Annotated in this window: 25 protein-coding genes and 1 tRNA gene; 11 read left to right on the top strand and 15 right to left on the bottom strand. The window is 63.8% G+C overall.

The window, feature by feature from the left end:
* Nucleotides 1-226 precede the first annotated feature (226 nt).
* The 5 genes from B9A23_RS07300 to infA form a co-directional block, all read right to left on the bottom strand.
* A tRNA-Phe gene (locus B9A23_RS07300) sits at nucleotides 227-302 on the bottom strand.
* A 123-nt stretch (nucleotides 303-425) separates the two neighbouring features.
* Entirely contained in the window at nucleotides 426-590 is a 165-nt protein-coding gene (yacG, locus tag B9A23_RS07295) for a DNA gyrase inhibitor YacG (protein ID WP_084278193.1), read from the bottom strand.
* Nucleotides 591-616: 26 nt separating this feature from the next.
* Nucleotides 617-1,609: a ribonuclease gene (locus B9A23_RS07290; protein ID WP_084278192.1), complete on the bottom strand. Its 993-nt coding sequence runs from the start codon at nucleotides 1,607-1,609 to the stop codon at nucleotides 617-619.
* A complete protein-coding gene (locus tag B9A23_RS07285) occupies nucleotides 1,599-2,204 on the bottom strand; it encodes a Maf family protein (protein ID WP_084278191.1) in 606 nt (201 codons plus the stop codon). The genes B9A23_RS07290 and B9A23_RS07285 overlap by 11 nt, the downstream gene beginning before the upstream one ends.
* Nucleotides 2,204-2,449 carry a translation initiation factor IF-1 gene (gene infA, locus B9A23_RS07280; RefSeq protein WP_039338683.1) on the bottom strand — a complete coding sequence of 82 codons (246 nt, stop codon included), beginning with the start codon at nucleotides 2,447-2,449 and terminating at the stop codon, nucleotides 2,204-2,206. Before infA ends, B9A23_RS07285 begins: the two co-directional genes overlap by 1 nt.
* Before the next feature lie 292 nt (nucleotides 2,450-2,741).
* Here infA and B9A23_RS07275 point away from each other — a divergent pair, with 292 nt between their 5' ends.
* Nucleotides 2,742-5,318 carry a TonB-dependent receptor gene (locus B9A23_RS07275; RefSeq protein ID WP_254895037.1) on the top strand — a complete coding sequence of 859 codons (2,577 nt, stop codon included), beginning with the start codon at nucleotides 2,742-2,744 and terminating at the stop codon, nucleotides 5,316-5,318.
* Here B9A23_RS07275 and B9A23_RS07270 read toward each other — a convergent pair.
* Nucleotides 5,315-5,674 (bottom strand): PilZ domain-containing protein, encoded by a 360-nt coding sequence (locus tag B9A23_RS07270; protein WP_176217911.1) that lies wholly within the window; start codon nucleotides 5,672-5,674, stop codon nucleotides 5,315-5,317. The genes B9A23_RS07275 and B9A23_RS07270 overlap by 4 nt on opposite strands.
* A 213-nt stretch (nucleotides 5,675-5,887) precedes the next feature.
* Between B9A23_RS07270 and uvrC the strand changes: the two genes are divergently transcribed.
* The 4 genes from uvrC (at nucleotide 5,888) to B9A23_RS07250 (ending at nucleotide 10,303) form a co-directional block, all read left to right on the top strand.
* Entirely contained in the window at nucleotides 5,888-7,825 is a 1,938-nt protein-coding gene (gene uvrC, locus B9A23_RS07265; protein ID WP_084278189.1) for an excinuclease ABC subunit UvrC, read from the top strand.
* A gap of 14 nt (nucleotides 7,826-7,839) precedes the next feature.
* A complete protein-coding gene (locus B9A23_RS07260; RefSeq protein WP_139797374.1) occupies nucleotides 7,840-8,898 on the top strand; it encodes a PLP-dependent cysteine synthase family protein in 1,059 nt (352 codons plus the stop codon).
* 140 nt (nucleotides 8,899-9,038) lie between these two features.
* The gene (locus tag B9A23_RS07255; protein WP_084278187.1) at nucleotides 9,039-9,851 is read left to right on the top strand and encodes a hypothetical protein; all 813 of its coding nucleotides are present in this window, start codon (nucleotides 9,039-9,041) and stop codon (nucleotides 9,849-9,851) included.
* Nucleotides 9,848-10,303: a hypothetical protein gene (locus B9A23_RS07250; protein WP_084278186.1), complete on the top strand. Its 456-nt coding sequence runs from the start codon at nucleotides 9,848-9,850 to the stop codon at nucleotides 10,301-10,303. Before B9A23_RS07255 ends, B9A23_RS07250 begins: the two co-directional genes overlap by 4 nt.
* Nucleotides 10,304-10,312: 9 nt before the next feature.
* Here B9A23_RS07250 and B9A23_RS07245 read toward each other — a convergent pair whose 3' ends face one another.
* The 5 genes from B9A23_RS07245 to thiL form a co-directional block, all read right to left on the bottom strand.
* Nucleotides 10,313-11,212, bottom strand: coding sequence for an acyl-CoA thioesterase (locus tag B9A23_RS07245; RefSeq protein WP_084278185.1), 900 nt, complete (start codon nucleotides 11,210-11,212; stop codon nucleotides 10,313-10,315).
* A gap of 45 nt (nucleotides 11,213-11,257) precedes the next feature.
* A complete protein-coding gene (locus B9A23_RS07240; protein ID WP_084278184.1) occupies nucleotides 11,258-12,136 on the bottom strand; it encodes a transcriptional regulator in 879 nt (292 codons plus the stop codon).
* On the bottom strand, nucleotides 12,133-13,317 hold the full coding sequence (locus B9A23_RS07235) for a GNAT family N-acetyltransferase (protein WP_254895036.1): 1,185 nt from the start codon (nucleotides 13,315-13,317) through the stop codon (nucleotides 12,133-12,135). Before B9A23_RS07235 ends, B9A23_RS07240 begins: the two co-directional genes overlap by 4 nt.
* A gap of 125 nt (nucleotides 13,318-13,442) precedes the next feature.
* Nucleotides 13,443-15,566: a sodium-translocating pyrophosphatase gene (locus tag B9A23_RS07230; protein WP_084278343.1), complete on the bottom strand. Its 2,124-nt coding sequence runs from the start codon at nucleotides 15,564-15,566 to the stop codon at nucleotides 13,443-13,445.
* 120 nt (nucleotides 15,567-15,686) lie between these two features.
* The gene (thiL, locus tag B9A23_RS07225) at nucleotides 15,687-16,562 is read right to left on the bottom strand and encodes a thiamine-phosphate kinase (protein ID WP_084278183.1); all 876 of its coding nucleotides are present in this window, start codon (nucleotides 16,560-16,562) and stop codon (nucleotides 15,687-15,689) included.
* A 105-nt stretch (nucleotides 16,563-16,667) separates the two neighbouring features.
* Here thiL and B9A23_RS07220 point away from each other — a divergent pair, with 105 nt between their 5' ends.
* The 6 genes from B9A23_RS07220 to B9A23_RS07195 all read left to right on the top strand — a co-directional run bounded on the left by B9A23_RS07220 (nucleotide 16,668) and on the right by B9A23_RS07195 (nucleotide 21,858).
* On the top strand, nucleotides 16,668-17,840 hold the full coding sequence (locus B9A23_RS07220) for an acetyl-CoA C-acetyltransferase (protein ID WP_084278182.1): 1,173 nt from the start codon (nucleotides 16,668-16,670) through the stop codon (nucleotides 17,838-17,840).
* 31 nt (nucleotides 17,841-17,871) lie between these two features.
* Entirely contained in the window at nucleotides 17,872-18,657 is a 786-nt protein-coding gene (locus tag B9A23_RS07215) for an SDR family NAD(P)-dependent oxidoreductase (RefSeq protein ID WP_084278181.1), read from the top strand.
* Between the two features lie 61 nt (nucleotides 18,658-18,718).
* Nucleotides 18,719-19,591 (top strand): crotonase/enoyl-CoA hydratase family protein, encoded by an 873-nt coding sequence (locus tag B9A23_RS07210; RefSeq protein WP_084278180.1) that lies wholly within the window; start codon nucleotides 18,719-18,721, stop codon nucleotides 19,589-19,591.
* Nucleotides 19,588-20,226 carry a TetR family transcriptional regulator gene (locus B9A23_RS07205; protein WP_084278179.1) on the top strand — a complete coding sequence of 213 codons (639 nt, stop codon included), beginning with the start codon at nucleotides 19,588-19,590 and terminating at the stop codon, nucleotides 20,224-20,226. The genes B9A23_RS07210 and B9A23_RS07205 overlap by 4 nt, the downstream gene beginning before the upstream one ends.
* A 169-nt stretch (nucleotides 20,227-20,395) precedes the next feature.
* A complete protein-coding gene (locus B9A23_RS07200) occupies nucleotides 20,396-20,854 on the top strand; it encodes a MarR family winged helix-turn-helix transcriptional regulator (protein WP_084278178.1) in 459 nt (152 codons plus the stop codon).
* Nucleotides 20,851-21,858: a fumarylacetoacetate hydrolase family protein gene (locus B9A23_RS07195; RefSeq protein WP_084278177.1), complete on the top strand. Its 1,008-nt coding sequence runs from the start codon at nucleotides 20,851-20,853 to the stop codon at nucleotides 21,856-21,858. The genes B9A23_RS07200 and B9A23_RS07195 overlap by 4 nt, the downstream gene beginning before the upstream one ends.
* Nucleotides 21,859-21,945: 87 nt before the next feature.
* On the opposite strand, the gene B9A23_RS07190 is transcribed toward B9A23_RS07195, so the two are convergent.
* Genes B9A23_RS07190 through B9A23_RS07175 form a run of 4 tightly spaced genes read right to left on the bottom strand, consistent with a single transcriptional unit; the run spans nucleotide 21,946 to nucleotide 25,953 of the window.
* Complete coding sequence (locus B9A23_RS07190; protein WP_084278176.1) at nucleotides 21,946-22,956, bottom strand: type II secretion system F family protein; 1,011 nt, start codon at nucleotides 22,954-22,956, stop codon at nucleotides 21,946-21,948.
* 19 nt (nucleotides 22,957-22,975) lie between these two features.
* Entirely contained in the window at nucleotides 22,976-23,950 is a 975-nt protein-coding gene (locus B9A23_RS07185) for a type II secretion system F family protein (RefSeq protein ID WP_084278175.1), read from the bottom strand.
* Nucleotides 23,951-24,008: 58 nt separating this feature from the next.
* Nucleotides 24,009-25,283: a P-loop NTPase family protein gene (locus B9A23_RS07180; protein ID WP_084278174.1), complete on the bottom strand. Its 1,275-nt coding sequence runs from the start codon at nucleotides 25,281-25,283 to the stop codon at nucleotides 24,009-24,011.
* A gap of 4 nt (nucleotides 25,284-25,287) precedes the next feature.
* Entirely contained in the window at nucleotides 25,288-25,953 is a 666-nt protein-coding gene (locus B9A23_RS07175; RefSeq protein ID WP_084278173.1) for a CpaD family pilus assembly protein, read from the bottom strand.
* Nucleotides 25,954-25,958: the final 5 nt, after the last annotated feature.

Here is a 25,958-nt window from a genome sequence, read left to right as displayed (position 1 = left end):
TTCTATCAGCCAGCGCATGAGTGCATCCATCGCCGCTATTCTCCCCAAACCACGCCGCGAAGGTTAATGATCCGTCAGCCCTGGCAGGCAGATGGCCGTGGTGATCTGCCATAGCTGCAATCACCGCGCGGGCAGCATGGTAAATGGACCATGGCGGGCTGGAAAATTCAACAGCGCAAGCGCGTTGCGCGAGCCGGCGAATGCAATTGCGGGAGAATTGGAAAAATGGTGCCCGGGGACGGAATCGAACCGCCGACACCGTGATTTTCAATCACGTGCTCTACCAACTGAGCTACCCGGGCATCGCCTGCGAGGACTTCTTGAAGTCGTCGTGGCCGTTGGAAGCGCGCCTATGGCGAAGGCGGACGGTGTTGGCAATACCCCACAACGGAAAATTTTGTCTGGTCATGCGCTGGCTGCGCATTTCATTCCTCGGGGTCTTGCTCCGCCGGACGTCCGGGCAGCGCGTAGCCGTCGTCCAGCCAGCGCATCAGGTCGCGGTCGCGGCAACGCGCCGAACAGAACGGGACATGATCTTCATGCCGCGGCTTGCCGCAGATCGGGCAGCGTTTGCGAACCGGGGTATGCATTGGCCTGACAGTCTCCGGGGCAGGGATCAGAGCGGGACCGCCTGAACATGGGCAGCGTGCAGGCCCATGGCGATATCAGCCCTGCGGCGGATGGTTCGCCCGGTGCGACGAGCGAGTTCGGCTTCCCATGCGGGGGTGATGGCATCCAGGACGCGCTGATGCGCCTCGAGACACAGCGCACCCGGCTCGCGCACAGCCTCTGCCCGGCGCAGCAACTGTCGCGCCATGGCGCCTGCCGGATCGCGGGCGAAGCGTGATACCAAAGAGGGCCGTTCGAGACGCGCGACGAGCTGAACGAAACCGAACCCGTTCATGGACGTCTTTTCGCCCTGCCAATCCAGCAGCGCATCGCCAAGCGCCGTGTCGACATGCTGGCGATCCTTTTTCTCGGACAAGGTCGGAAAGTCGATGCCGATGTTTCCGGCGATGTCCAACTGGTGGAGCGCATCGGCAATGGCGCCTGTAGCCGCAAGCGACAGCTTGAGCGGCGGCAGGCTGCCATCGATGTCGAAGAGGGTCATCGCGGGTGTGGCGCTGACGAGCAGAGCGCCACCGGCAAAGGCGATCTCCCCGCTCATGGCCTGACCAACGAGTTCATCCCAGCCATGGCGCGAAAACTCTCCGCTGCCCGAGGGCATCGGACGAACACGGGCGCCGCTGGCTTCCAGTTCCTCTCGCAGGGTAGGGGCAGGTCGTGGTTCATCGCCGGGGGCATTGCGAGCCACAGGCAGTTTCGTCCGGCCACGCTCGGCAATGGCAGAGCGGACGATCCGAACGGTCAGCGGTACGCCTTCGGTCGCTTCTCGGGGCAGCTGGTCGATCAGCGCCTCGGTGCCATCTTCGAGGCGCACCACACCACGTCTGCTGCCAGCGTGGCGCATGACCAGCCGTGCTGGCGCGACAAGCCCCGGCTTTACGGTTTCGCCCCAGTCCAGCCGGGCCGAGAGGATGGCGCCGTTGGCCACGTAAATGGCTCGCTCTTCGCCGATTCCGGCTTCGTAAAGCCACTCAGCGGACATCGATGCCCGCCGCCCGCAGCAGGCGCCGCGTTTCGAACAGTGGCAAGCCGACGACCCCGGAGTGGCTGCCGGACAACCAGTCACAGAAGCCTTCAGCGCTGCCCTGGATCGCGTAGCCGCCGGCCTTGCCCCGCCATTCCCCGGCAGCGAGGTAATCCTCCAGTTCCTGCTCGGAAAGGCGCTTGAAGCGCACGATCGTCTCAGAAAGGGCTTCGCGAATTCGTCCATCGGGCGTGAGCACGGCAATTGCCGAGAACACGCGATGGCGCCGGCCGGAGAGCAGGGCGAGGCACTGGCGCGCTGTAGCCTCGTCTTCGGCCTTGGGAAGGATGCGTGCGCCGGCGCCGACAACCGTGTCGCCCGCCAGGATTATCGCATCGGGAGCAGACAGCGCTGCAGCGCGCGCCTTTTCGGCAGCGAGACGAACAGCGTGCGCACGCGGCCGTTCACCTTGCAGCGGCGATTCGTCGATATCGGTGGCGACGACCCGCGCAGGCGTTATGCCAAGGCGGGCGAGCAACTCCTGCCGCCGCGGACTGGCAGAGGCCAGAACGAGTTGTGGAGAGGAAGGTGCGGGCGAAACCTCGCCCGCCATCAGAAGCCGCCGGGACCGCCGCGGCCGGGCATGAAGCGATAGGTGATGCGGCCCTTGGTCAGATCGTAGGGCGTCAATTCGACCAGCACTTCGTCACCCACCAGAACGCGGATGCGGTTCTTGCGCATCTTGCCGGCGGTGTGGCCGAGGATTTCATGATCGTTTTCCAGACGGACGCGAAACATCGCGTTGGGCAGCAGTTCGACCACCTGGCCGCGCATTTCGAGGAGTTCTTCTTTCGCCATCGGCGGGCTCGGATGCCTTTTTATAAGGGTATGCAGGAAAACGCAGCGATCACCGGATATGATCCCTGCGCAAGGAATTTGGGCGGCCCATAGCCTTGCCAGCGGCAAAAGGAAAGAGGCGCGCTGAGACTGACCGGCTTTGGTTCAGGTTTCGTGCACGATGGCGCCGTGCATGTTGCAGTGCGACAAACTGATACGAAATGCGCGTTGCCGCTACGGGACAGTCTCGGCAGGTGTGGCGTTGAATTTGCCAATGCCGATCCGGTGAGCCTGAATTCAAGGAATTGCAGACGTGAGATTTTACGCCGCGCCATCGCTGGCCGCCATTGCCTTTTCTCTATCAGGGACGGCCCCGGCATTCGCGCAAAGTGCCGTTCCGGAGGCTGAGAACGCCGGGGCCGAAGCTTCGCAGGAGCCAACCGTGGACTTGGATGGCGATGAAATCACCCCGGAAGACGACCAGATCCTGGTCGTGGCCACGCGCATCAAGGGCCAGGTCGATACGGTCCAGCCGCCGATCGCGGTGCTCGACGAGAATGCGATTGCTTCCTACGGTGCCGGATCGCTCCAGGACCTGCTTTCGGCATTGGCGCCGCAGACGGGATCGGGCCGGGGGCGCGGCGGCGGCATGCCTGTGGTCCTGCTCAACGGCATGCGCATATCGGGCTTTCGCGAAATGCGCGGCCTTCCGCCCGAGGCGATCCGGCGCGTGGAAATCCTGCCCGAGGAAGTGGCGCTGCGCTATGGTTACCGCCCGGACCAGCGGGTGGTGAATTTCATCCTAAAGGACAATTTCAGCAGTCTGGGCTCCGACAGCGAACTTCGCCTGCCCAGCGGGGGCGGGTTCACCGAGTGGGAGCAGGAATTCACACTCACGCAGATTGCCGGTGGCAACCGCATCAACGTTACCGGCAAGGTCGAGGATGCAAGCCCCCTGACCGAAGCCGAGCGTGGCATTATCCAGCCAGCGTCTTCAGCGATGCGTGTGGCCGGCGATCCCGATCCGGCTGCGTACCGCACCTTGATCGCGGATTCGAAGTCCGCGCAGATCAATGCGACGCTGGCCCGCGCCTTGAGCGGTGGTGCGGGCTTGAGCGCCAACATCCTCGTCCAGCGTGATGATTCGCGGTCACTCAATGGCCTCAATACCGTGACGCTGAGCGATGCCAGCGGGACTTATGCCCGCACGTTGCTCGATCCGCAGGCCCTGACCACGCGGCGGCGCACGACGACACTGCAGGCGGGGGCAGCCTACAACAAGCCCCTGGGCGACTGGTTTCTCGCGCTGACTGCAGATGGCGGGCACGTCGAAACGAAGAGCACGATCGACCAGCGCGCGGATCTGTCGCGGTTGCAGGCTCTGGTCGATGCGGGTTCGCTGACCGCGACCAGCGCTTTGCCGACAGGCGCCATCGGCGCTCTATCCCCCAACCGGGCGCTGTCGAAGACGGACTCGCTTTCCAGTCTGGCCACGGTCAGTGGACGACCGCTTCGCCTGCCCGGTGGCGAGGTTGCACTTACCGTCAAGGCGGGGTTCGATTATTCGGGCATCGAGAGCACCGACACGCGCACGGCGGTCGGCCAGATCAATCTGAAGCGTGGCGATGCCCAGGCAGGCTTCAGCGTCGATGTTCCGATCACCAGCCGGAAGGAAAATTTCGGATCAGGGATTGGCGACCTGTCGCTCAACGCCAATGCCGAAGTGCACCGGCTTTCGGACTTCGGCACACTGTACAATTGGGGCGGTGGCCTGACGTACGCGCCGACCGAGAAGCTCACGCTGCAGGCGACGTATGTTGCCGCAGACAAGGCGCCGGGTCTTAGCGATCTCGGGGGACCGACCATCGTGACCGAGAACGTGTCGGTCTACGATTTCAGCCGCAACGAGACCGTGCTGGCGCAAGTGACCTCGGGTGGCAATCCGGGTCTAGTGAAGGAGCGGCAGCGGGACTGGAAGTTCGGCGTGAACTGGTCCCTCCCGTTCCTCAAGGATTCCACGTTCGTTGCCGAATACTTCCGCAACCGTTCAACCAATACGACCAACAGCTTCTCGCTTCTGACGCCTGAGGTCGAGGCGGCATTCGCCGGAAGAGTGCAGCGGGATGCCAGCGGCCGCATCATTGCCATCGATCAAAGCCCGGTGACCTTTGCCGAGGAGAAGGGGTCGCGCCTGCGCTACGGGCTGAACGTGTCGGGAAGCTTCGGGAAGCCTGACCCTGCGATGGCGCAACCGCGCGGGCCGATGGCGGCAATGCGTGGTGCGGGACGGCCTGGCGGCGGTGGCGCGCCTGCCGGTGCGGGTGCGCCTCCCGAAGGCGGCCCGCGCATGGGAGCGCGGGGCGCAGGCGGCGGGGGCAGGGGAGGGCCGGGCGGCTTCAACTCGGACGGTCGCGGTCGATGGAACCTGTCGGTATTCCACACGGTGCGCTTTCAGCAGTCTGTCCAGATCGCGCCGGGCGGGCAGGTGCTTGACCTGCTCGATGGCGATGCCATCTCGGGCGGCGTGGCGCGCCATTCGATCGAGATGGAAGGTGGCGGGTTCTATCGCGGTTTCGGCCTGCGCCTGAACGGCACCTACACCGGCGGTTCACGCATCGATGCGAGCGGCCTGCCCGGTTCCTCGACGCTGCGCTTCGATCCCATCGCGACGTTCAACCTGCGCATGTTCGCAGATCTCGGGCGGAAGGAGAAGCTTGTCGAAAAGGTGCCCTTCTTCAAGGGTTCGCGGTTGTCACTTTCGGTGTCAAACCTGTTCAACGCCCAGCAGCGCGTGACCGATGATACAGGAACGGTGCCGTTGCGCTATCAGCCGGGTTATCTCGATGCGCGCGGGCGCGTGTTCGAGATCGAGTTCCGCAAGCAGTTCTAGACGGCTCGAGACCTTCCCTGCACCCAGATGCGAGCGCGCTCCATGTTGCGCTCGCGCTCGGTCGTCTCGAAGTGATCGGCAAAATGGCGCAGGCTGACGACCTGCGCCAGGGGCAGCTTCTCGTCGAACATGAGGCCGCAGCGGCCATGACGGGCCCAGCGCACGACCCCGAAGGCTTCGACATGTTCACACTTGAGAATGGCCGAGGTACCGGCGGGCGGAAGCCCGTATTGCGGCACGATGGCCGCCCCGGTGACCGACAGGTCTTCCAGGATGCACTCTTCCGTGCCCGAAAGCATGATCAAGCGTCCAGGTATGTTGAGGCGAACGCGAGGATCACCGCGACGGTGGGGCATGCTTGTTGCGCCCGACCCCAGCCCTGCCGTGCCAAATGGTTTCCCGATCATGCGCCAATTCTGTCGCATCGGGGATAATTCGGACGAAACGAGGTATCAGGTAAAACACTGATAGCTATGACAAACGCAGGGCAAGTCTTGCGGTTTGTGCTGGGGAAAGCGGCGGCGGGGGCATTGCACCACGCGCGGCAAGGCTTATCTGCTGCCCAGACCATGGCCCGCAAGCCCGTACCTCCACCCGACCGCGATACCGAGCGCTTTCACGAGGACCGCGCCTCGACGACCGTGCGCGGCGCGGACAAGCCGGATATCGAGCTGGGCGTGTCGGTAATCCGCGACACGGTGCAGACGCTCAAGCCCAAGCCCGGCGTCTATCGGATGCAGGACGCCAAGGGCGACGTGCTCTATGTCGGCAAGGCGCGAGCGCTGAAGAACCGCGTCGCCAATTACACGCAGGTCGAGAGACTGCCCAACCGTTTGCGCCGCATGGTCAGCCAGACGCGCAGCATGACGATCGTCACGACCAATTCCGAAGCCGAGGCGCTGCTGCTGGAAGCGCAACTCATCAAGCGCTTCCGCCCGCCCTACAACGTGCTGCTGCGCGACGACAAATCGTTCCCGTTCATTCTGCTGCGGGGCGATCACGCTTTCCCGCGCATCCAGAAGCACCGCGGTGCTCGCAAGGCCAAGGGCAATTACTATGGGCCCTTTGCGAGCGCCGGGAGCGTCAACACCACGATCAATGCGTTGCAGAAACTCTTCCTGCTCAGAAGCTGCAACGATGGTTTCATGTTGCGCCGCGACCGGCCGTGCCTGCTCTACCAGATCCGTCGCTGCTCGGCACCGTGCGTCGATCGCATCAGCAAGGACGATTACGCCGATCTGGTGCGGCAGGCCAAGGACTTCCTCGGCGGCAAGTCGAGCGCGGTGCAGCGCGAGATCGAGGCGCAGATGCAGGAAGCGGCCGAGAGCCTCGACTTCGAACGGGCAGCAATGCTGCGTGATCGCCTGCGCGCCGCGACTTTCATCCAGGGAAGCCAGGCGATCAACGCCGAAGGCGTCGGCAATGCCGATGTCTTTGCCATGGCGGTGAAAAGCGGACAGGTTGCCGTGCAGGCCTTCTTCATCCGTGGCGGCCAGAACTGGGGGCATCGTGCCTTCTTCCCCAGCCACACCGAGGGGTTGTCCGAGGAGGAAGTGATGACGAGCTTCCTCGCCCAGTTCTATGAGGAGGTGCCACCAGCTCGTCTGATCCTCGTCGACCGCGAATTGCCCGAGGCGGCGTTGCTGGCCGAAGCCTTGTGCGAGGGCGCGGGCGGCAAGGTCGAAATCTCCGTTCCACAGCGCGGCGACAGGCGCAGGCTGATGGAGCAGGCGCAGCGCAATGCCGTGGAATCACTCGACCGGCGGATGGCCGAGAGCGGGACAAAGGCCAGGGTCATGCGCGAACTGGCCGAATTCCTCGAGCTGCCGGAAGTGCCGCAGCGGATCGAGGTCTATGACAACAGCCACATCCAGGGCACCAACGCGCTTGGCGCCATGATCGTCGCGGGGCCGGAGGGCTTCGTGAAGGGCCAGTACCGCAAGTGGAATATCAAGACCGCGCAGACCAACGACGACTTCGGCATGATGCGCGAGGTGATGACCCGTCGCTTCGGCAAGGCGCAGGAGGAAGATCCTGATCGCGAGAGCGGGATGTGGCCCGATCTTGTGCTGATCGACGGCGGCAAGGGGCAGATGTCGGCCGTGAAGGAAGCGCTGGGCGAACTTGGCATCGAGGATGTGCCGCTGATCGCCATTGCCAAGGGCCCTCACCACGGGCGCGAGGGGCGCGAGGTGTTCCACTTTCCAGACGGGCGCGAGAAGATGCTTCCGGTCAACTCGCCGGTGCTGTTCCATCTGCAGAACATGCGCGACGAGGTCCACCGCTTCGCCATTGGAGCGCACCGCGCCAAGCGGAGCCGGGCGATTACGGCCAGTCCGCTGGACGAGATCCCCGGCATCGGCCCGGCGCGAAAGCGCGCTCTGCTTCTTCATTTCGGTACGGCGGGTAAAGTCCGCGCCGCCAGCCTCGACGATCTGCAGCGCGCGCCCGGCGTGAGCGCAACTGTGGCGCAAACCGTCTACGACTTCTATCATCCCAACGGGTAAAGATGGAGAGCAGCATGGCAGACCAGCGCAGGGCGTGGAGCGACGAGGCCGTGCGCCGCATCGAGGCGGATTTCAACCGCTCTGCCGACACGCACCTGATCCGCGTGGAATTGCCGAAGTTTCCCGGCATCACGCTCTATCTCAAGGACGAGAGCGTCCATCCAACCGGTAGCCTGAAGCACCGGCTGGCCCGCTCGCTGATCCTTTATGGCCTGTGCAACAATCGCATCGGCCCGGACACGCTGCTGGTCGATGCCACGAGCGGTTCGACAGCCGTTTCCGAGGCGTACTTCGCCAGGCTGATCGGCCTGAAGTTCGTTGCGGTCATCCCGCGCAGCACATCGCCTGCCAAGATCGAGGCAATCCGCTTCCACGGGGGCGATGTCCACATGGTCGACAGCCCGGGCGAGATGTATGCGGCGGCCGAACGCCTGGCTGCCGAGGGCAACGGCCTGTTCCTCGACCAGTTCACCTACGCCGAGCGCGCTACCGACTGGCGGGGCAACAACAACATTGCCCAGTCGATCTTCCAGCAGATGGCGCGCGAGGATCATCCCGTGCCATCATGGATCGTCTGCGGGGCGGGGACGGGGGGCACCTCGGCCACGCTGGGGCGCTTCATCCGCTATGGCCGCTACCCGACGCGGCTGTGCGTGGCAGACCCGGAAGGTTCGGTGTTCCATCGTCACCACGCCGACCGCAGCGTCACGGCCCCACCGCAGGGGTCGTGCTGCCTGATCGAAGGCATTGGCCGGCCACGTGTCGAACCCTCGTTCGTGCCCGAGGTGATCGACCGGATGATCGCCGTGCCCGATGCCGCCTCGATCGGGGCCATGCGGGCCATTGCCGCGCGGATCGGCAGGCCGGTTGGCGGATCGACCGGCACGAACATCCAAGCCTGCCTGATATTGGCGGAGGAAATGGCGGCAGCGGGGCAGGCGGGTTCGATCGTCACGATCCTGTGCGATTCCGGTCTGCGCTATGCCCAGACCTATTACGACGATGCCTGGCTGGAGGCGCAGGGCCTGGGCTGGAAGCCTGCCGCAGCACGCGCCGCAGCGTTGCTTTCCTGACACGGGCGCTACGCAACAATACCGTTTAGGCAGCGGTAACCCTGTTTGTTTGCTCCCGGTTGAGCCCGTGCGGTGCTTGCTGATTGCGGGACAAGACCCCGCGCATTCGGAACGCGCCGGGGTTCGGGAGATATCGGGTCATGACATCACGCAAGGGTCGTGTTGCGGCACTGGGATTTTGGGCGGCAGCGATACTGCCCTTCGCCTCGCCCCTGGCGGCGCAAAGTGCAAATGGCGTAGGATCCCCATTCGAACTGGCGTTCTGGCAGTCTGTCGCGGGAAGCGAGGATCCGGCAGTCTATGACGCCTACCTGCAGCAGTACCCCTCCGGGACATTTGCCGGACTGGCAAGGGCGAAAGCTGCAAGCCTTCGCAAGGCCGTGCCGGTGCCGGCGACCCAGGCAGCCATCCCGACGCCACCTTCGCCGTCGTTGCCTTCGCCAACGCCACCTTCCCAGAATCCGGCGACGACCATTGCTGCAGCGGCACACCCGGAGCCGGCGCAGGTCTCCAGCGATGCGGCTCTGCTCACCGAACTAGCGCGGTCGCAGGAGCTAGGCGCGAGCACTTCCGCCGTCGCTTCCGCGCAAGGCTTTGCCCTTCCACCGCGGCCAGCGTTGACTGACGTCAGCGACCTCGCGCTGCCGGCCTCGTTCTGCTCGACCGAACAGCGCAACGCGTTCTACGAACTGCGCTACAAGCCGTTGCTCGAGCTAGCGCGCGGCAACAACGCCGCTGCCATTGCCCACATGCAGAAGCTGCAGCAGGCCTATGACAGCTACCAGCTTTCGCGCGATCCCTCGCCAATGAACGCATTGGCAGCAGAGGCGCGCGATTACCAGCAGCAGGTTGCGGCCTTGACCTACAGCCGGCAGGCAGCAGTCGTTCGCCAGTTCGATGCGATCATGGCCCTGCCGATTGCTGCCTGCGCCGTGACGGTGGCTGCAAAGTGAAGCGCCTGATCGCCTGCCTTGCTGTCAGCGCGCTGCTCATGCCGCTGCTTGCACAGGCCCAGGCGCAGGGCTGCCTTGACCGCGAGACGTTCGTGGCCGCGCAGGTCCACGAATTCGAGACGATGATGATGACGGTCAACTTGCGCTGCAAGGCGATCGGTGCCGATATCTCTGCCCAGTACGAAGCGATGCTGTCCACCCACGCATCGGTCTTCGCCGCTGCCGACCGCCGCCTGCGCGCGCACTTCGCCCAGGGCCACACTTACGACAGCTACACCACACAACTCGGAAACCGATATGGCGGGGGCGCGACAGATCCTGCCAATTGCCGTCGCTTCGATACGGTCGCGCGGAGCCTTGCAGGGCAACCTGCGGTTTCGGCTCTCGGCAGGGTTGTCATGGCCATGGTCGCACAGCCAAGGATTGCCGGGCCTGCGTGCAACAGACCCTGAAATCTGGCCCTATCCGCGGTTCTTCGGCTCGATGGGGCGGATCAGACCTTCCTGCGCCACGCTGGCCACCAGCCGGCCGTCGCGCGTGTAGATCCGCCCACGATTGAAGCCGCGCGCGCGGCCTGCCCACGGGCTGTCGCAGGCATAGAGCAGCCATTCATCGGCGCGGAAATCATCGTGAAACCACACTGCATGATCAAGGCTTGCGCCCATGAGGTTGCCCTTTGACCAGCTGATGTCGTGCGGCAGGGTCGAGGTGCCGAGCAGCGTCATGTCACTGGCATAGGCAAGCACCGCGCGATGGATGCGCGCATCGTCGGGCAAGGCTGCGACCGAGCGGAACCAGGTGTGGGCGCGCGGTTCGCGCGGTCCTGAGTCCATCCAATGCCTGGCCTCCAGCGGGCGCAGTTCGATCGGCCGGGGCTGCAGCATCTGCGCCCTGGCTTTCTCGGGCATCTTCTCTGCATGGCGACGGCGCAGATCGGCTTCGCTGGCAAGATCATCTGGCCCTGCCACCTCGGGCATCGGCTCGGCATGATAGCGTCCGTCCTCGCGCTTGTGGAACGAGGCGACCATGTTGAGGATCGGCTTGCCGAGTTGGCTGGCGACGACGCGGCGGTTGGAGAACGAGCCGCCATCGAGGTCCCGCTCCACTTTGAAGTCGATTTCGTGGTCTTCGTTGCCGCCGCGCAGGAAATAGGCATGGAGCGAATGGACCGGACGATCATCGGGCACGGTACGCTCGGCGCTGGCCAGAGCCTGGCCAATCACCTGTCCGCCAAATACGCGGCCCACGCCGCCAATCTTGCGACGCCCCTCGAAGCGATCGCCGCCGTGATCTTTCACGTCCAGCAGATCGAGAAGTCGGTCGACCATTTCCTGGGGGCCTGGGTTGGAATCGTCGTTCATGCGCGACGCGATGAACCGAGTTCTCGTTTACGTCAACGGGATGTGTCAGCGGCGAAGGCGTCTCGCCAGACGCCAGCCCAGCGCCTTCGCACGATTGGTGGCTGGCCAGCGCCCTGGCGCACGCGGGGTGATACCAATGCGGCGCAACAGGCTGTTGAAGGCGCGCGCATCGGCTTCGGCAAAGCTCCACTCCGAACGCCAGGTGATCGAGAGCGAGATGGACGGCGCTGGCCCATTGCGGACGAAGTGCGGTGACATGACAGGGACATAGAGGCCTTCGCCGCGCGACAGGGCCCACTCCTTGCCACCGTCGAGCAGTTCGTTGCGCCAGAACAGCTCGCGCCCGCCGCCGGTGTGGTAGGTTTCGTGTGTTTCGTCCGGGGCATAGCGTGGATCGCCCGCCGGGAACATGGTCATGACCTTGCTGCCGGTCAGCTGCAGCAGGATGTTGTGTTCGGGATCGAAATGATAGGGCGTGACACCGTTCGGGCTGGTAACGAAGACGAAGCCCTGAGGCTTGAGCATGGCGCCGGTGCGCGCCTCGATCGTCGGCCGAAGTTCGGCAAGCAGGCCATGCAGCAAATCGGCATAGGCTGGAATCTGCTCGATGTTCTTGAGTGCGGCCCAACTGCCGCTTGTGGCGATGCTGCGGATGGTCTCGCCAATGCCGATGCCATTGGCCGGGGCCTTTTCCCCATTGAGGCCGATAGGCAGGGCGGCGCGGTTGTACTCGACCGAGGCGGGCGGCAGGCTTTCACCCAGTTCGGCGAGCGCGCCAAGCTGCATCAACGGATGCTCCACCAGCTGGTGCGCCAGCTTGTGGGGCACTTCGGGATAGGATGCGGCAAAGGCGGCGCGCGATGATCCGTCGAAGGCATCGATCGGCGTGGCATGGGCGGCGGAAAGGCTGGTTTGCTGATTCATCGGTCAAGTCCCGCAGGGTTGCGGCCCAATTCGAGCGAGAGGAGGAAATCGAAGGCCTTGCGCCTGACCGGCCCCCCAATGGCAACCGAGACGCGGCCGATAGGACGGCGCTCGGTCCACAGGCTGTCGATCATCGGGTGGTCCGGGGCGGCGCAACTGTCGCACCACGTCACTTCGCGCCGGTTTAGCAGCGCCAGATTTTCGCGCTGCAGCAGGACGCCGGGAGAGAAGCGGGCGAAGTCTTCGTCGAAAGCGGTCTTGTAGGAAAAGCTGCCGGGCGGGCACAGGAAGTTTGCCAGCATTGCGATGGGGCGGCCATCAAGGTTCAGCGCCAGCCTTTCAAGCTTGCCTTCGCCTGCCGCGTTGCCCAGCGCCTTGCGAAACAGGCTGGCGGTCCCTTCGGCACAGGCCATGGCGCTGCCCTCGGCACCTTTCCATCCCTTGCGCTCGAGTGCGAGGAATGCGTCAATCCACTGTTCCACCCCCGCGCTGCCTTCCAGCCGCTCGAACGAGAGTTCGCCCTGTTCGGACAGGCGGGCATATTGCCGGCGCAATTCCTTGCGCTTCTTGCCGGTCAGGGCGCGTTCGAAATAGGCTGTGGGCTGGAGGGCCGAATGCAGCAGGGCGCGCTGCTGGCGCATCACCAGCGCCGCACGGCGCCCAGTGTCATCGGCTTGATCCAGGAGAGCCTGCGTCACCGGCTGTTCAAGCGGCATCGCCGGGAAGTGCAGGAAAAGTCGTCGCCCGAGCCGCGATACATCGTCGGCCCAGGTCAGGACTGCCTGCCAGAACAGCGCCTCGCAGCCGGCCGCGACCAGGGGCACGCCAAGGAAGGCGTTGGGATGCAGCCAGGTCGATAGGTGCGGCAACGGCCAGCGACCGTAGCGTGACGGCGTGGCAAGCGGCATCAGGCCGATCAGCTTTTCGCCCAAGTGGACAGTCAGCAGCTTGCCGGTGCCGGCTGGTGCCAGACCCTCGAATGCCGGGATAAGGTACCACGGCTCGAAGAAGGGATTGGGCGTGGTCGCCTGCTCTGCCAGTTTGCGCCACTGCGCAAGCGATGCGGGCGCGGTCCAGTTCTGCCACCGCGACAGCCGCGCCTCGGCGCTGCGGTCAAGGCGCTGCGGCAGATCGGCCATCACGGCGGTGCCGGCAAGCGGCGCAAAGGGCGGGGCGTTCAAGCTACAGGTCTCCGCCGCCCGCTTTAGCCCCAAGGCCCGAAAACTCGGTTAACGGAGCAGCAAAAGAAAACCCCGCCCGGATTTCTCCGAGCGGGGCATCCTCTCCCCAACTTTGCCGTTGGTGCTTATCCCATAGCGCGGCTGGCAAGGGCTGCCAGCAGCAGCAGCGCCACGATATTGGTAATCTTGATCATCGGGTTGACGGCAGGCCCGGCGGTGTCCTTGTAGGGATCGCCCACGGTATCACCCGTGACGGCGGCCTTGTGGGCGTCGCTGCCCTTGCCGCCGTGGTTGCCGTCTTCGATGTACTTCTTGGCATTGTCCCATGCGCCGCCGCCCGAGGTCATCGAGATCGCGACGAACAGCCCGCCGACGATTACGCCGAGCAACAAGGCTCCGAGCGCGGCAAAGCCGTTGGCCTGTCCAGCCACCGCCGCGATCACGAAATAGACCGCAATCGGGGCCAGCACGGGAAGCAGCGACGGCACGATCATTTCCTTGATCGCCGCCTTGGTGACGAGATCGACCGTGCGGGCATAGTCCGGCTTGGAAGTGCCGGCCATGATCCCCGGATTGTCGCGGAACTGGTCACGCACGTCGATCACCACGTCGCCCGCCGCGCGGCCCACTGCGGTCATGCCCATCGCACCGAACAGGTACGGCAGTAGCGCGCCGAGCAGCAGCCCGACGATGACATAAGGGTTTTCGAGGCTGAAGCTGACCGCAAGGTTCGGGAAGAACTCCTTGAGGTCGGTGGTGTAGGCGGCGAACAGGACGAGCGCGGCAAGGCCCGCCGATCCGATCGCGTAGCCCTTGGTCACGGCCTTGGTGGTGTTGCCCACTGCGTCCAGCGCGTCGGTCTTGTCACGAACCGAATCATCGAGCCCTGCCATCTCGGCAATGCCGCCGGCGTTGTCGGTGACAGGCCCATAGGCATCCAGCGCCACGACCATGCCGGCCAGCGCCAGCATCGCGGTGGCCGCATAGGCAATGCCGATCAGTCCGGCGAGCTGGTAGGCAATGATGATGCCGGCGCAGATCACGATTGTCGGCATTGCGGTGGATTCAAGGCTGATCGCAAGGCCCTGGATCACGTTGGTGCCATGACCGGTTTCCGACGACTTGGCGATCGAGCGCACCGGGCGATAGTTGGTGCCGGTGTAGTACTCAGTGATCCAGATGATCAGGCCGGTGATGACGAGGCCCAGCAGCGAGCAGTAGAACAGCACGCGACCGGTGAACGTCACCGTGTTGTCGAGAATGGTGTAGCTCATCGCGGTTTCCATGTCGCCCAGCGCATAGGAAATCGCCCACCAGATCGCCCCGACGGACAGGACGGCGGTGACAAGGAAGCCCTTGTACATCGCGCCCATGATGTTGTTCGAGGAGCCGAGCTTGACGAAATAGGTGCCGATGATCGAGGTGACGATGCAGACGCCGCCGATCAGCAGCGGCAGCGCCATCATCGCGCCCAGGGCGTCGCCCAGGCCCTTGAGCAGCAGCGCGGTGAGCACCATGGTTGCGCCCACGGTCACGACGTAGGTCTCGAACAGGTCGGCGGCCATGCCTGCGCAGTCGCCGACATTGTCGCCCACGTTGTCGGCGATCACGGCCGGGTTGCGCGGATCGTCTTCGGGGATGCCTGCTTCGACCTTGCCGACGAGGTCGGCGCCGACGTCTGCGGCCTTGGTGAAGATGCCGCCGCCAAGGCGCGCGAAGATCGAGATCAGCGAGGCACCGAAGGCCAGCGCGACAAGGCCGTCGACCACAGTGCGGTCATCGCCGCCCACGGTGTAACCGGCGATGTCGGTCAGGTAGTGGTAGAACACCGCGATGGCGAGCAGGGCAAGACCTGCCACCAGCATGCCGGTGATCGCGCCGGCACGGAAGGCGAGGGTCAGGCCGGCCTGCAGGCCGTTCTGCGCAGCCGCTGCCGTGCGCACGTTCGAACGGACCGAAATGTTCATCCCGATGAAGCCCGCCACGCCCGAAAGCACTGCGCCGATCACGAAGCCGGTGGCCGAGATCGCGCCCAATGTGGCAGCGATGATCACGGCGACGACCACGCCGACGATCGCAATGGTGGTGTACTGGCGCTTGAGGTAGGCTTGCGCACCTTCCTGGATGGCGGCAGCGATTTCCTGCATCTTGGCGTTGCCCGCCGGTGCGCCGAGCACCTGGCGGCTGGTCACGAAGCCATAAACGACGGCAAGCAACCCGAGTATTATCGATAATACGACTAGGTTCACGTTGGCATCCCCCTTTATGTCCGGTGCCACGAATGGCCCGTCCCCGTCGTTGCGGGTCGGGCGAAGCTATCGTTTTATTTCTGCCCCGCAAGCCCTCCATGATCTGCATCAAGGGCTTTTTTAATCGTGCGTATAACCCAGATTGCCATGTGGCACTGCACCATCAACGATAACAGGTGAGGCCATGCTGGCGCGAGCCACGCCGATGCAGGAGGCTGCGACCGGTGAAGCAACACCGGGTGCGAGGGTAAACAGCAGCTCGTAGTCATCGCCCCAGCGCATCGCTTCGTCGCGGCGACCGTCGGGCAAGTCGGCGGGGAAGGGGACCGCAGCGCTGTCGATGGCAAAGGTCACGCCGCTGGCTTGCGCCATGCGCGCGGCATCGATGAGCAAGCCATCCGAGACATCCATCATCGCATGGGCGATGGGGGCAATCGCGCGCCCTTCGCTCAGGCGGGGGGAAGGGCGCCGGAAGGCAAGGCTATCGGCCCCCGTCTCGTCGCGTAGCGCTTCGAAACCCAGCATCGCTGCGCCCACCGGCCCCGTGAGCCAGAGCGTATCGCCCGGGCGTGTGTCGCTTCGCGATGGCACTGGCGAGCAGGTAGCGCGCCCCAAGGCAGTCAGGCCCAGGCTGCGCGGCCCATTCGCACTGACGGTATCGCCGCCCAGCAAGGGCACGCCAAATGCCTGCAGCGCTTCTCCCAGACCCTCGACGAAGCGGCCATCGTCCTCGCCCAGCGTGAAGCCGAGCAGCACGCCGACAGGCTCGGCACCCTTGGCGGCGAGATCGGACAGGTTGGTGGCCACCAGCTTCCACGCCACGTCGGCCATGTCCTGTCCCGGGAGCCAGTGTACACCCTCGACCATCATGTCATGGGTCAGCACCAGCGTTTCCTGCCCGAACGGCAGAACTGCGCAGTCATCTGCCAGTCCGCGCGCTGCCGGATGCAGGGCCAGAGCGCGCAGTGCTTCGATCAGGGCAAGTTCCTTGCTCACAGGCGGTCTATGGGATGGCGCGCCGAACTCCACAAGCCTGCTTGACCAGTGCCCTCTCGCTCCTTAATCGTTCGATTAAAGAAGTCTGAGAGGGAGTCGGAGCAAATGGCCACAGCCTACATCGTCGATGCAGTGCGCACTGCTGGGGGGCGCCGCGGCGGGCGGCTTGCGGGCGTTCACCCGGTCGATCTCGCGGCTTTGAGCCTCGATGCCATCATCGCTCGCACCGGCATCGATCCGACGGCCGTCGACGATGTGATCATGGGTTGCGTCACGCAGGCGGGGCAGCAGGCGATGCAAGTGGGGCGTAACGCTGTGCTTGCGTCAAAGCTGCTGCCGCAATCAACGCCGGCCGTCACGATTGACCGCCAGTGCGGTTCCTCGCAACAGGCGATCCAGTTCGCTGCGCAGGCAGTAATGTCCGGCGTGCAGGACGTGGTCATCGCCTCGGGCGTGGAAAGCATGAGCCGCGTGCCGATGGGCTCGAACGCCACCTTCCACATGAAGGAGGGCCTCGGTCACTACAAGTCGCCCGGACTGGACGACAAGTATCCCGGCATCATGTTCTCGCAGTTCATGGGCGCAGAAATGATCGTCAAGAAGCACGGCTTCTCCAAGGACGACCTCGATCGCTTCTCGCTGAACAGCCACCAGAAGGCGATTGCCGCGACAAATGCCCAGGCTTTCGCGGGCGAGATCGTCCCCGTGGAAATCGAGACGCCCGAAGGCCCCGCGATGCACACCGTGGACGAGGGCATCCGCTTCGACGCCACGCTCGAAAGCATTGCCGGAGTAAAGCTGCTCAACCCTGAAGGCTCGTTGACCGCTGCCAGCTCCAGCCAGATCTGCGACGGGTCGAGCGCCGTTCTGGTCGTCTCGGAAGCAGCGCTCAAGGCCCACGGCCTGACCCCGCTTGCCCGCATTCACAACCTGACGGTGACGGCAGGCGATCCGGTGATCATGCTTGAAGAGCCGCTGTTCGCCACCGACCGCGCCCTGCAGCGGGCCGGCATGAAGATTTCCGATATCGACCTTTACGAGGTCAACGAGGCATTCGCCTCGGTGCCGATGGCCTGGCTCAAGCATACCGGCGCCGATCCCGAGAAGCTCAACGTCAATGGCGGCGCCATCGCTCTCGGGCACCCGCTGGGCGCCTCGGGCACCAAGCTCATGGCCACGCTCGTTCATGCGCTGCGCGCACGCGGCGGCAAGTACGGCCTGCAGACGATGTGCGAAGGCGGCGGCGTTGCCAACGTCACCATCATCGAAGCCCTTTGATATTCAAGCATTCCAGAGAGGATAACCTGCAATGAAGCTCGACAATTCCGTTGCTGCCGTTGTTACCGGCGGCGCTTCCGGCCTCGGCGCTGCCACCGCTCGCGCCCTTGCTGCCAAGGGCGTCAAGGTCGCCATCTTCGATCTGCAGAAGGAGAAGGGCGAGGCGATGGCCGCCGAGATCGGTGGCGTGTTCTGCGAAGTGAACGTGACCAGCGACGAAAGCGTCGATGCCGGCTTCGCCAAGGCCCGCGCCGCGCACGGCCAGGAGCGCATCCTCGTCAACTGCGCCGGCACCGGCAACGCGATCAAGACCGCCAGCCGCTCGAAGGAAACCGCGGAGATCAAGCACTTCCCGATGGATGCCTTCAACTGGATCATCCAGATCAACCTCGTCGGCACGTTCCGCTGCATCGCCAAGTCTGCGGCGGGCATGATGACCTTGGATCCGTGCGATGAGTTCGGGGAGCGTGGCGCCATCGTCAACACCGCCTCGGTTGCGGCAGAAGACGGCCAGATGGGCCAGGCCGCCTATTCGGCCTCGAAGGGCGGCGTCGTCGGCATGACCCTTCCGATCGCGCGCGATCTGATGGCCGAGGGCATCCGCGTCAACACCATCCTGCCTGGCATCTTCAACACCCCGCTTCTGCAGGGCGCGCCGCAGAACGTCAAGGATGCGCTCGCCGCGTCGGTGCCGTTCCCCAAGCGGCTCGGCATGCCCGAGGAATACGCGAACCTTGCCATGTGCATGATCGAGACCGGCTATTTCAACGGCGAGGACGTTCGCCTCGACGGTGCCATCCGCATGGCGCCACGCTGAAAACACCAGGGCAAGTGAGGGGCGGGGCATGAACCCCGCCTCCATCGTTTGGGAGAATTTCGTGGCCGACTACACGCAGATCAAGCTCGACATCGCCGACGGCATCGCGACGATCACGTTGCATCGGCCCGAAAAGATGAATGCCTATACCGGCACGATGATGACCGAGATGATCGACGCGTTCGATCGGACGGATGCCGATGACAGTGTCCGCGCGGTGATCGTCACCGGCGCAGGCGACCGCGCGTTCTGCGCAGGGGCCGATCTGACGCCTTCGGACGGCAAGCATGTCTTCTCCAGCGGCGATACGGTCGACGATCTTTCGGACCCACGTGTGCGCGATGGCGGCGGCATTATCACGCTGCGCATCTACCAGTCCAAGAAGCCGGTAATCGGCGCAATCAACGGTGCGGCTGTCGGCGTCGGCGTGACCATGCAATTGCCGATGGACATTCGCCTTGCTTCGACCAAGGCGCGCTTCGGACTTGTCTTTGCACGACGCGGGATCGTTCCCGAGGCGGCATCGAGCTGGTTTCTGCCGCGCATCGTCGGGCTGCCGCAAGCGCTCGAGTGGTGCATGACCGGGCGCGTGTTCGGTGCCGAGGAAGCCTTGCGCGGAGGCCTTGTCCGCTCACTCCATGAGCCGGAGGACCTTATGCCTGCGGCCATTGCGCTTGCCCGCGAGATTGCCGACAACACAAGCGCCGTCTCGGTCGCGATGACCCGGGCGATGTTGTGGCACAATCCTTCACTTTCGCACCCGATGGAGGCCCATCGCGTTGACAGCAGGGCGATCTATACCCTCTCGCGCGGGGCGGATGCTGCAGAGGGTATCGCCAGTTTCCTGGAAAAACGCGCACCCCGCTACCCTGGACGCGTTTCTTCGGATATGCCTGCCTTTTATCCGTTTTGGAATGAGCCGGGTTGGGAATGAGTACGGAAGTGTCAAAGGGGGAAAGCCTGGAAACGCCAGGCGCACGCGAGCAGCTTCTTCAGACCGCGTCGATGATCATGCGCGAGGGAGATGTCGTTGATATTTCACTTTCGGAATTGAGCCTGCGATCCGGGCTCAATTCCGCGTTGGTGAAATATTATTTCGGCAACAAGGCCGGGATGCTCAAGGCGCTGCTCGATCGTGACATGGAGAACATCGTCAAGTCGGTCGACGCCTTGTTGGCGAAGGACGACATGAGTCCCGAAGCGAAGCTGCGCAAGCACATCTCGAAGTGCATCGATACCTACTATGCCTATCCCTATCTCAATCGGCTGCTGATGCGCTTGGTTCGTGATAGCGACGAGGCCGAGGCCAAGCGCATCGCCGACAAATATTTGCTGCCGCTTCATCGCGCTTACAACCGTTTCATCGGCGATGGCGTGACGGCAGGTGTGTTCCGGCCGATCAACCCGCAGCTGTTCTACTTCACAGTTACCGGAGCTGCCGACCGCTTCTTCTCGGCGCGGCTGGTGCTGAAGCATTGTTTCGATCAGGATACGCTGACCGAAGATCTGCGCGACAGCTACCGCGAGCATACCGTCGATTTCATCATGGCAGGCATACTCGCGCACTGATCGCAGCAGGCTGCCCCAGGCGGCAGGTCGTGCTAAAGCTGGCGTGGTGCATCTGTAAAGAAAATGTCGTGTGGCGCTCTATCGCGCATTGATCTATTGGTCACCGCGCCAGTTGGTGTCACATTATTTCGCTCTTGCACATCAGGCTGGTTTCATGTGATACGAAATCATGCCGCAGACACAGACCCGACTGTCCGACTTCATGCCCTACCGGATGGCCATCACCTCGAACGCGGTGAGTGGCCTGATCTCTGGTGAATACCGTAGCGAATTCGGGCTGAAGATACCCGAATGGCGCATCATGGCGGTGCTGGGCGATGCCGGCTCGCTGACGCAGAGAGACCTTGTCCGGGCAACGCTGATGGACAAGGTCGCCGTCAATCGTGCCTGCAAGGTGCTTGAGGAAAGAGGGCTGGTCCAGCGCAGCCCAAACGAGCACGACGGACGCTCGCACCATCTCGAACTGACGACCGCCGGTTGCGACCTGCACGGCAAGATCTGGCCACAGGCGGTCGAGATGTACGATCGCATCTTTGCGGCAATCACCCCGCGCGAGCAGGAAAAGCTTCGCGCCATTCTCGACAAGCTGCTCAAGGCGGCTCGTACACTGGAAGGCGACGACAAGTGAAGCTCGCATCATTGCCGCAGGGGCGCGACGGTCGTCTGATCGTCGTGTCCGACGACCTTGCCTGGTACGCCGACGCCGATCACATCGTGCCGACGATGCAGGCTCTGCTCGACGACTGGGATCGCTACGCGCCGATGGTCGAGGCCCTGTCGATCGAGCTTGCTCACGAAGCTATCCCGCGCAAGCGTTTCCACGAGCGTGAGGCCTGTGCCCCCCTGCCGCGTGCCTTCCAGTGGGCTGACGGCAGCGCCTACGTCAATCACGTTGAACTGGTCCGCAAGGCCCGGGGCGCGGAGCTTCCGGAAAGCTTCTGGACCGATCCGCTGATGTACCAGGGTGGCAGCGACGACTTGCGCGGAGGGCGCGAGCCGCTGCTTCTGGCGGACGAGGCCTGGGGTTGTGATCTCGAGGCAGAAATCGTCGTCGTGACAGGAGATGTCCCGCAAGGTGTGACGCCGGAGCAGGCGGTCGCTCACGTCAGGCTTGTCGGGCTGGTCAACGATGTGTCGTTGCGCAACCTGATTCCCGGCGAGCTGGCCAAGGGCTTCGGCTTCGTGCAGTCCAAGCCGGCAAGTCACTTTTCGCCCGTGCTGGTAACCCCGGCGGCGCTCGGAACAGCCTGGAGCGGGGGCAAGCTTTCCCGGACGCTCAACGTCTTTCTGAATGGCGAACCGTTCGGACGTGTCGAAGCGGGCGAGGAATGCACGTTCGATTTCGGGGTACTGATCGCCCACCTCGCCAAGACCCGTAGCCTGGGCGCTGGCACGATCATCGGCTCGGGAACCGTATCGAACCGCGATCCGGATGGCTCACCGGGCCGGCCCGTCGCCCAGGGTGGCCGCGGTTATGCGTGCATTGCCGAACAGCGCATGGTCGAGACGATTGCGCAGGGATCGCCGGTAACGCCCTTCCTCAAGTGGGGCGATAGCGTGCGAATCGAGATGCGCGATGAAAAGGGCAAGTCGATCTTCGGCGCGATCGAGCAGACCGTGACCCAGCCCTGACGCCAGCTTCGCGCCGAGTTCAGCTGAAATCGAAAAGGCCCCGTCGGTTTCCCGGCGGGGCCTTTCGTTTCTGCCCTTGCGGGACGATCAGCCTGCGGGCTTCCTGTTGATGAGCGTATCGGTGATCGAGCAGGCCGCCGGGCCTAGGATCACGATGAACAGCACCGGAAGAATGAACAGGATCAGCGGGATGGTCATGATCGCGGGAAGACGCGCAGCCTTCTCCTCTGCGCGCATCATGCGTTCGTTGCGGAATTCCGCAGAGAGCACGCGCAGGGCCGATGCCAGCGGCGTACCGTAGCGTTCGGTCTGGACCATGGTGGTTACCACGCCCTTCACCGAGTCGAGATTGACGCGATAAGCGAGGTTCTCGAAAGCCTGGCGGCGTTCGGTCAGGAACGACAATTCGATCGCCGTGAGCGAGAATTCGTCGCCCAGCTCGGGATAGGCGCGTCCGAGTTCGCGGGCGACGCGGCTGAATGCGGCATCGACGGTCAAGCCAGCCTCGGCGCAGATCACCAGCAGGTCGAGCGCGTCAGGCAAGCCCTTGCGAATGGCATTCGTACGCTTCGAGATCAGGTTCTGGATGAAGATGTCCGGACCCTTGTAGCCGCCGACGAGCATGACGGCGAAACCCATGAAGCGCTTCATGGGACCCCATTCAGGGAAGGTCTGAGTCCAGTAGAACAGCACCGCGCCGAGCAGGCCGAGCACGATCGGTCCGACCAGGCGGCCAAGAATGACCGCAACGGCCCATTCCTTCTTGCGGATGCCGGCCTGAGCCAGCTTCTGCTGCACGACCGAAAGCTGGCTGTCCTGCAGCACCTTGAGCGATTCGAGGAAGCCGCGGATCTGGTCCGTGGTCTGGTTGCGCCGGACGATGCTGGTGCGCTTGCGCGCATTGGCCGTGACGATGCCCGCCTTGAGCTGTTCGCGGCGTTCGTTCAATGCCTTTACGCGCTTTGCCATCGGATCGCGCACGGTGATCGCGGCGTAAATCGCCAGCATCACGGCAGCGGCAGCAACACCGATGAGAAGCGAACCGACGAGGTAGACGTCGAAGCCAAGCAGGGTGGGTCCAGGAGGAGTCTGGGTCATGTTCGCAGGTCCTTCCCGTTCAAATTTCGAAGCTGATCATCTGGGCCATGATGAAGGCGCCGATGCCAAGCCAGGTCAGGCCTCCCAGCCCGGCGATGATCAGGCGGTCATCGACGAAGAACTGGCTGAGATAGGCCGGATTCATCCAGTAGATCACGGCGAAAACGAGGAAGGGCAGGGCGCCGACGATATAGGCCGAGGCCTTGGATTCGGAGCTCATTGCCGCGATCTTCAGTTTCATCTGGGCGCGCTTGCGCAACACGTCCGAAAGGTTCGAGAGCGTTTCCGCCAGGTTGCCGCCGGTCTCGCGCTGGATAGCCAGCGTGATGCAGAAGAAGTTGAATTCAGGCAGGTTCAGGCGGTCCGCCGTATCCTGCAAGGCTTCTTCCATGCTGCGGCCGACCTTGATGCGATCGGTGACCAGCTTGAATTCCTCGCCAACCGGACCCGGAAGTTCGCCAGCGACAACGCTGAGCGTTTCAGTGACCGGCAGGCCCGAGCGCAGACCGCGCACCAGCAGATCGAGCGCATCGGGCAAGCGGCTTACAAAACCCTCGGTGCGCTTGTTTATCGCGCGGCCAACCAGCATGTGCGGCAGGCCGCCTCCGATAAGGACACCCGCACCCAGGGCCAGCATGGGTGCCCCGGTCTTGAGGTAGACAAGCATCACGATCGCAAGGCCAAGGCCGCCGCTGACATAGAGATACTGCGACAGTGTCCAGCCCTTGCCGGTACGGTGCAGGCGAAGTTCAAGCGCTTCCAGGCGCGATCCGCTGCCGGCGATCTTGTGACCAAGCGGCTTTCGCGAGGCAACGGTCTTCCGGTATTGCGCCTCGACCTTGTCGGTCGCGTTGTCGGAGTGACGGAAGCGCACCGACTGAAGGCGGCGGCCGCTTTCCTTTGAAGCCGATGGACCCGAAAGCGCTGCATAGCCGAGCACCATGGCCAGCATCAGGCCCACGGCCATGATCAGTAGCTGTGGCAGGTTGTTCATCGGCTGTGCCCTTCTGGTAACTTCACGTCACTTCGCCTCATGCCTTGCCATCGCCGGCTCAGGCCGGCGCACCGGCCTTCGGCTTGGTCGCGAGCATCTTCTTGAGATCGAACTTGCCCAGCAGCGATGCCTTGCGCTTGTCGGCACCGTTGTCTGCGTTCGTCGCCCCCTCTTCATCGACCGAACCGATGATCATCTGGGCGACATCGCGCAGGACACCGCCGGCCTTGGTCGACCGGTTGGCAGCGACGAAGGTCTGCCCCAGCTTGGCCGCATTCGATGCGCCCTTGATGTCATAGGGCACCATGAAGTTGATCTTGCGCTCGATCGAGGCTTCGAAATCGGACTTGCTGATCTCGTTCGCGCCGACCTGGATCTTGTTGGCAACGATGATCGGACGAGCATGGGCCGCGTTGGTCTTGAGCCACGACAGCAGGCGGATGGCATCGCGTGCACCGGCAAGGGTCAGTTCGGTTGCCACGATCACCACATTCACATCGCTCAGGAGATGCGGGAAGTTGATCAGCATGTTGCGCGGCATGTCGATCACCGTCATCTCGAAGGCGTGGCGGAATTCCTCCTCGAGCTGCACGAATGCGCTGCCGTCGGTCATCAGCGGGGCACTGATCGGCGCCTCGGCCGAAAGGATCGCCAGATTGTCGTTCGCACGGATCATCGCGCGCTCGATGAACAGACCGTCAATGCGGCTCGGATTGTCGATCGCGTCGGTCAGGCCTCGGCCCGGCTCAAGGTCCAGCGTCAGTGCGCCGGTCCCGAAGTGGACATCGAGATCGAGCAATGCAGTCGGCAGCTTGTGATCGGTGCTGAACAGCCAGGCGATCGATGTCGCCAGCGTCGATGCGCCCACGCCGCCACGCGTACCGACAATGGCGGTCGAAACGTGGCGCTTTGCCGTTCCCGCATCGTGGTTCTTGGGTGCCGTGAAGATCGTCTGGGCCTGTACCAGCGCATCGCGGATCTGCCCGGGATTGAGTGGCTTGAGCAGATAATCCTGAATGCCCGAGGCGATGAGGTCGCGATAGAGGCGCACGTCGTTCACCTGGCCGACGGCGATGACCACAGTGCCCGGCTCGCAGACTTCGGCGAGTGCGTTGATGTCGTTGAGCGGGTCGCCGCTTTCCGACAGGTCGACCATCAGGATGTTCGGGCTTGCCGTGATCGACAGCGACTGGATCGCGTTGCGCAGGCCACCACGGTGGCACTTTTCCGGTGCCCATCCCATGTCCACGACAACCGAGCGAAGGGTGTCGAGCGCCGTTTCGTCGCACATGAACGCCGAGAAAGCGTCGCGGTTTGCGTTCTTCCAGCTCATGGTATCAGTTTCCTCCGCCGGCAGAGCTTGACGTTGCGTTGTTCTTCAGACCCTGCTCTCCACTCGGCCGTGCCGCGCGGTAGCTGTCGATGGCCTTGGTGCCGCTCATCACGACCGTTTCGCCCGTGCCGCTCGCGCCCTGGACAAGGTGTTCCTTGTCAGCGACCATGGCGGCAAGATTGCCATTGATGGCGCAACCGAAGCCCGAGCTGGTGGCGTTGTTCATCGAGAAGTCCGACTTCTTCGACCAGTCCGGGCAACCGGGCACATAGGCCGAGGCGCGGGTCACGACGATGCGCGCACCACCGGCGGCGACATAGCCGGGCGTGACCGGCGCAGGTCCTTCGCTGAACATGCCCCAGCGTCCAGCCACACCATCGATTGCGGCAACGGTGGCCTTGCTCATCAGTGGATCGTCGATCGTGATCTTGTCGCCATACTTGAGGCCGAGGCTTTCGAACCAGTCGGCAAGGCGGCGCTGTTCGGCAATGGCGAGGCCGCCTCCGGGGAGGGTCTCGACATCCAGGACATAGCGATCACGCTGGACCACCGGCTGGTGGACCGAGTTGAGCATACGGTTTTCCGGAGCGGCGGCCGAACAGGCTGACAGCACGGTTGCCAGTGAGAGCAGCAGCGCGGCAGAAGCGCGGCGATTGTGCAGTTTGCGCATGGCTT

Source organism: Novosphingobium sp. B1 (genome assembly GCF_900176395.1).
GTDB lineage: Bacteria > Pseudomonadota > Alphaproteobacteria > Sphingomonadales > Sphingomonadaceae > Novosphingobium.
The sequence above is the reverse complement of the archived record's forward strand: the minus strand, read 5'-3'. Positions and strand labels throughout refer to the sequence as shown.

Excerpts from the sequence above, each read along its gene's own strand:
- B9A23_RS07200 (WP_084278178.1), top strand. The coding sequence starts at position 20,396 with ATGCCGCAGACACAGACCCGACTGTCCGACTTCATGCCCTACCGGATG.
- B9A23_RS07175 (WP_084278173.1), bottom strand. The coding sequence starts at position 25,953 with ATGCGCAAACTGCACAATCGCCGCGCTTCTGCCGCGCTGCTGCTCTCA.
- B9A23_RS07185 (WP_084278175.1), bottom strand. The coding sequence starts at position 23,950 with ATGAACAACCTGCCACAGCTACTGATCATGGCCGTGGGCCTGATGCTG.
- B9A23_RS07290 (WP_084278192.1), bottom strand. The coding sequence starts at position 1,609 with ATGTCCGCTGAGTGGCTTTACGAAGCCGGAATCGGCGAAGAGCGAGCC.
- B9A23_RS07270 (WP_176217911.1), bottom strand. The coding sequence starts at position 5,674 with ATGCCCCACCGTCGCGGTGATCCTCGCGTTCGCCTCAACATACCTGGA.
- B9A23_RS07205 (WP_084278179.1), top strand. The coding sequence starts at position 19,588 with ATGAGTACGGAAGTGTCAAAGGGGGAAAGCCTGGAAACGCCAGGCGCA.
- B9A23_RS07215 (WP_084278181.1), top strand. The coding sequence starts at position 17,872 with ATGAAGCTCGACAATTCCGTTGCTGCCGTTGTTACCGGCGGCGCTTCC.
- B9A23_RS07260 (WP_139797374.1), top strand. The coding sequence starts at position 7,840 with ATGGCAGACCAGCGCAGGGCGTGGAGCGACGAGGCCGTGCGCCGCATC.
- B9A23_RS07245 (WP_084278185.1), bottom strand. The coding sequence starts at position 11,212 with ATGAACGACGATTCCAACCCAGGCCCCCAGGAAATGGTCGACCGACTT.
- B9A23_RS07255 (WP_084278187.1), top strand. The coding sequence starts at position 9,039 with ATGACATCACGCAAGGGTCGTGTTGCGGCACTGGGATTTTGGGCGGCA.
- B9A23_RS07190 (WP_084278176.1), bottom strand. The coding sequence starts at position 22,956 with ATGACCCAGACTCCTCCTGGACCCACCCTGCTTGGCTTCGACGTCTAC.
- uvrC (WP_084278189.1), top strand. The coding sequence starts at position 5,888 with ATGGCCCGCAAGCCCGTACCTCCACCCGACCGCGATACCGAGCGCTTT.
- B9A23_RS07240 (WP_084278184.1), bottom strand. The coding sequence starts at position 12,136 with ATGAATCAGCAAACCAGCCTTTCCGCCGCCCATGCCACGCCGATCGAT.
- B9A23_RS07220 (WP_084278182.1), top strand. The coding sequence starts at position 16,668 with ATGGCCACAGCCTACATCGTCGATGCAGTGCGCACTGCTGGGGGGCGC.
- B9A23_RS07285 (WP_084278191.1), bottom strand. The coding sequence starts at position 2,204 with ATGGCGGGCGAGGTTTCGCCCGCACCTTCCTCTCCACAACTCGTTCTG.
- infA (WP_039338683.1), bottom strand. The coding sequence starts at position 2,449 with ATGGCGAAAGAAGAACTCCTCGAAATGCGCGGCCAGGTGGTCGAACTG.
- B9A23_RS07180 (WP_084278174.1), bottom strand. The coding sequence starts at position 25,283 with ATGAGCTGGAAGAACGCAAACCGCGACGCTTTCTCGGCGTTCATGTGC.
- yacG (WP_084278193.1), bottom strand. The coding sequence starts at position 590 with ATGCATACCCCGGTTCGCAAACGCTGCCCGATCTGCGGCAAGCCGCGG.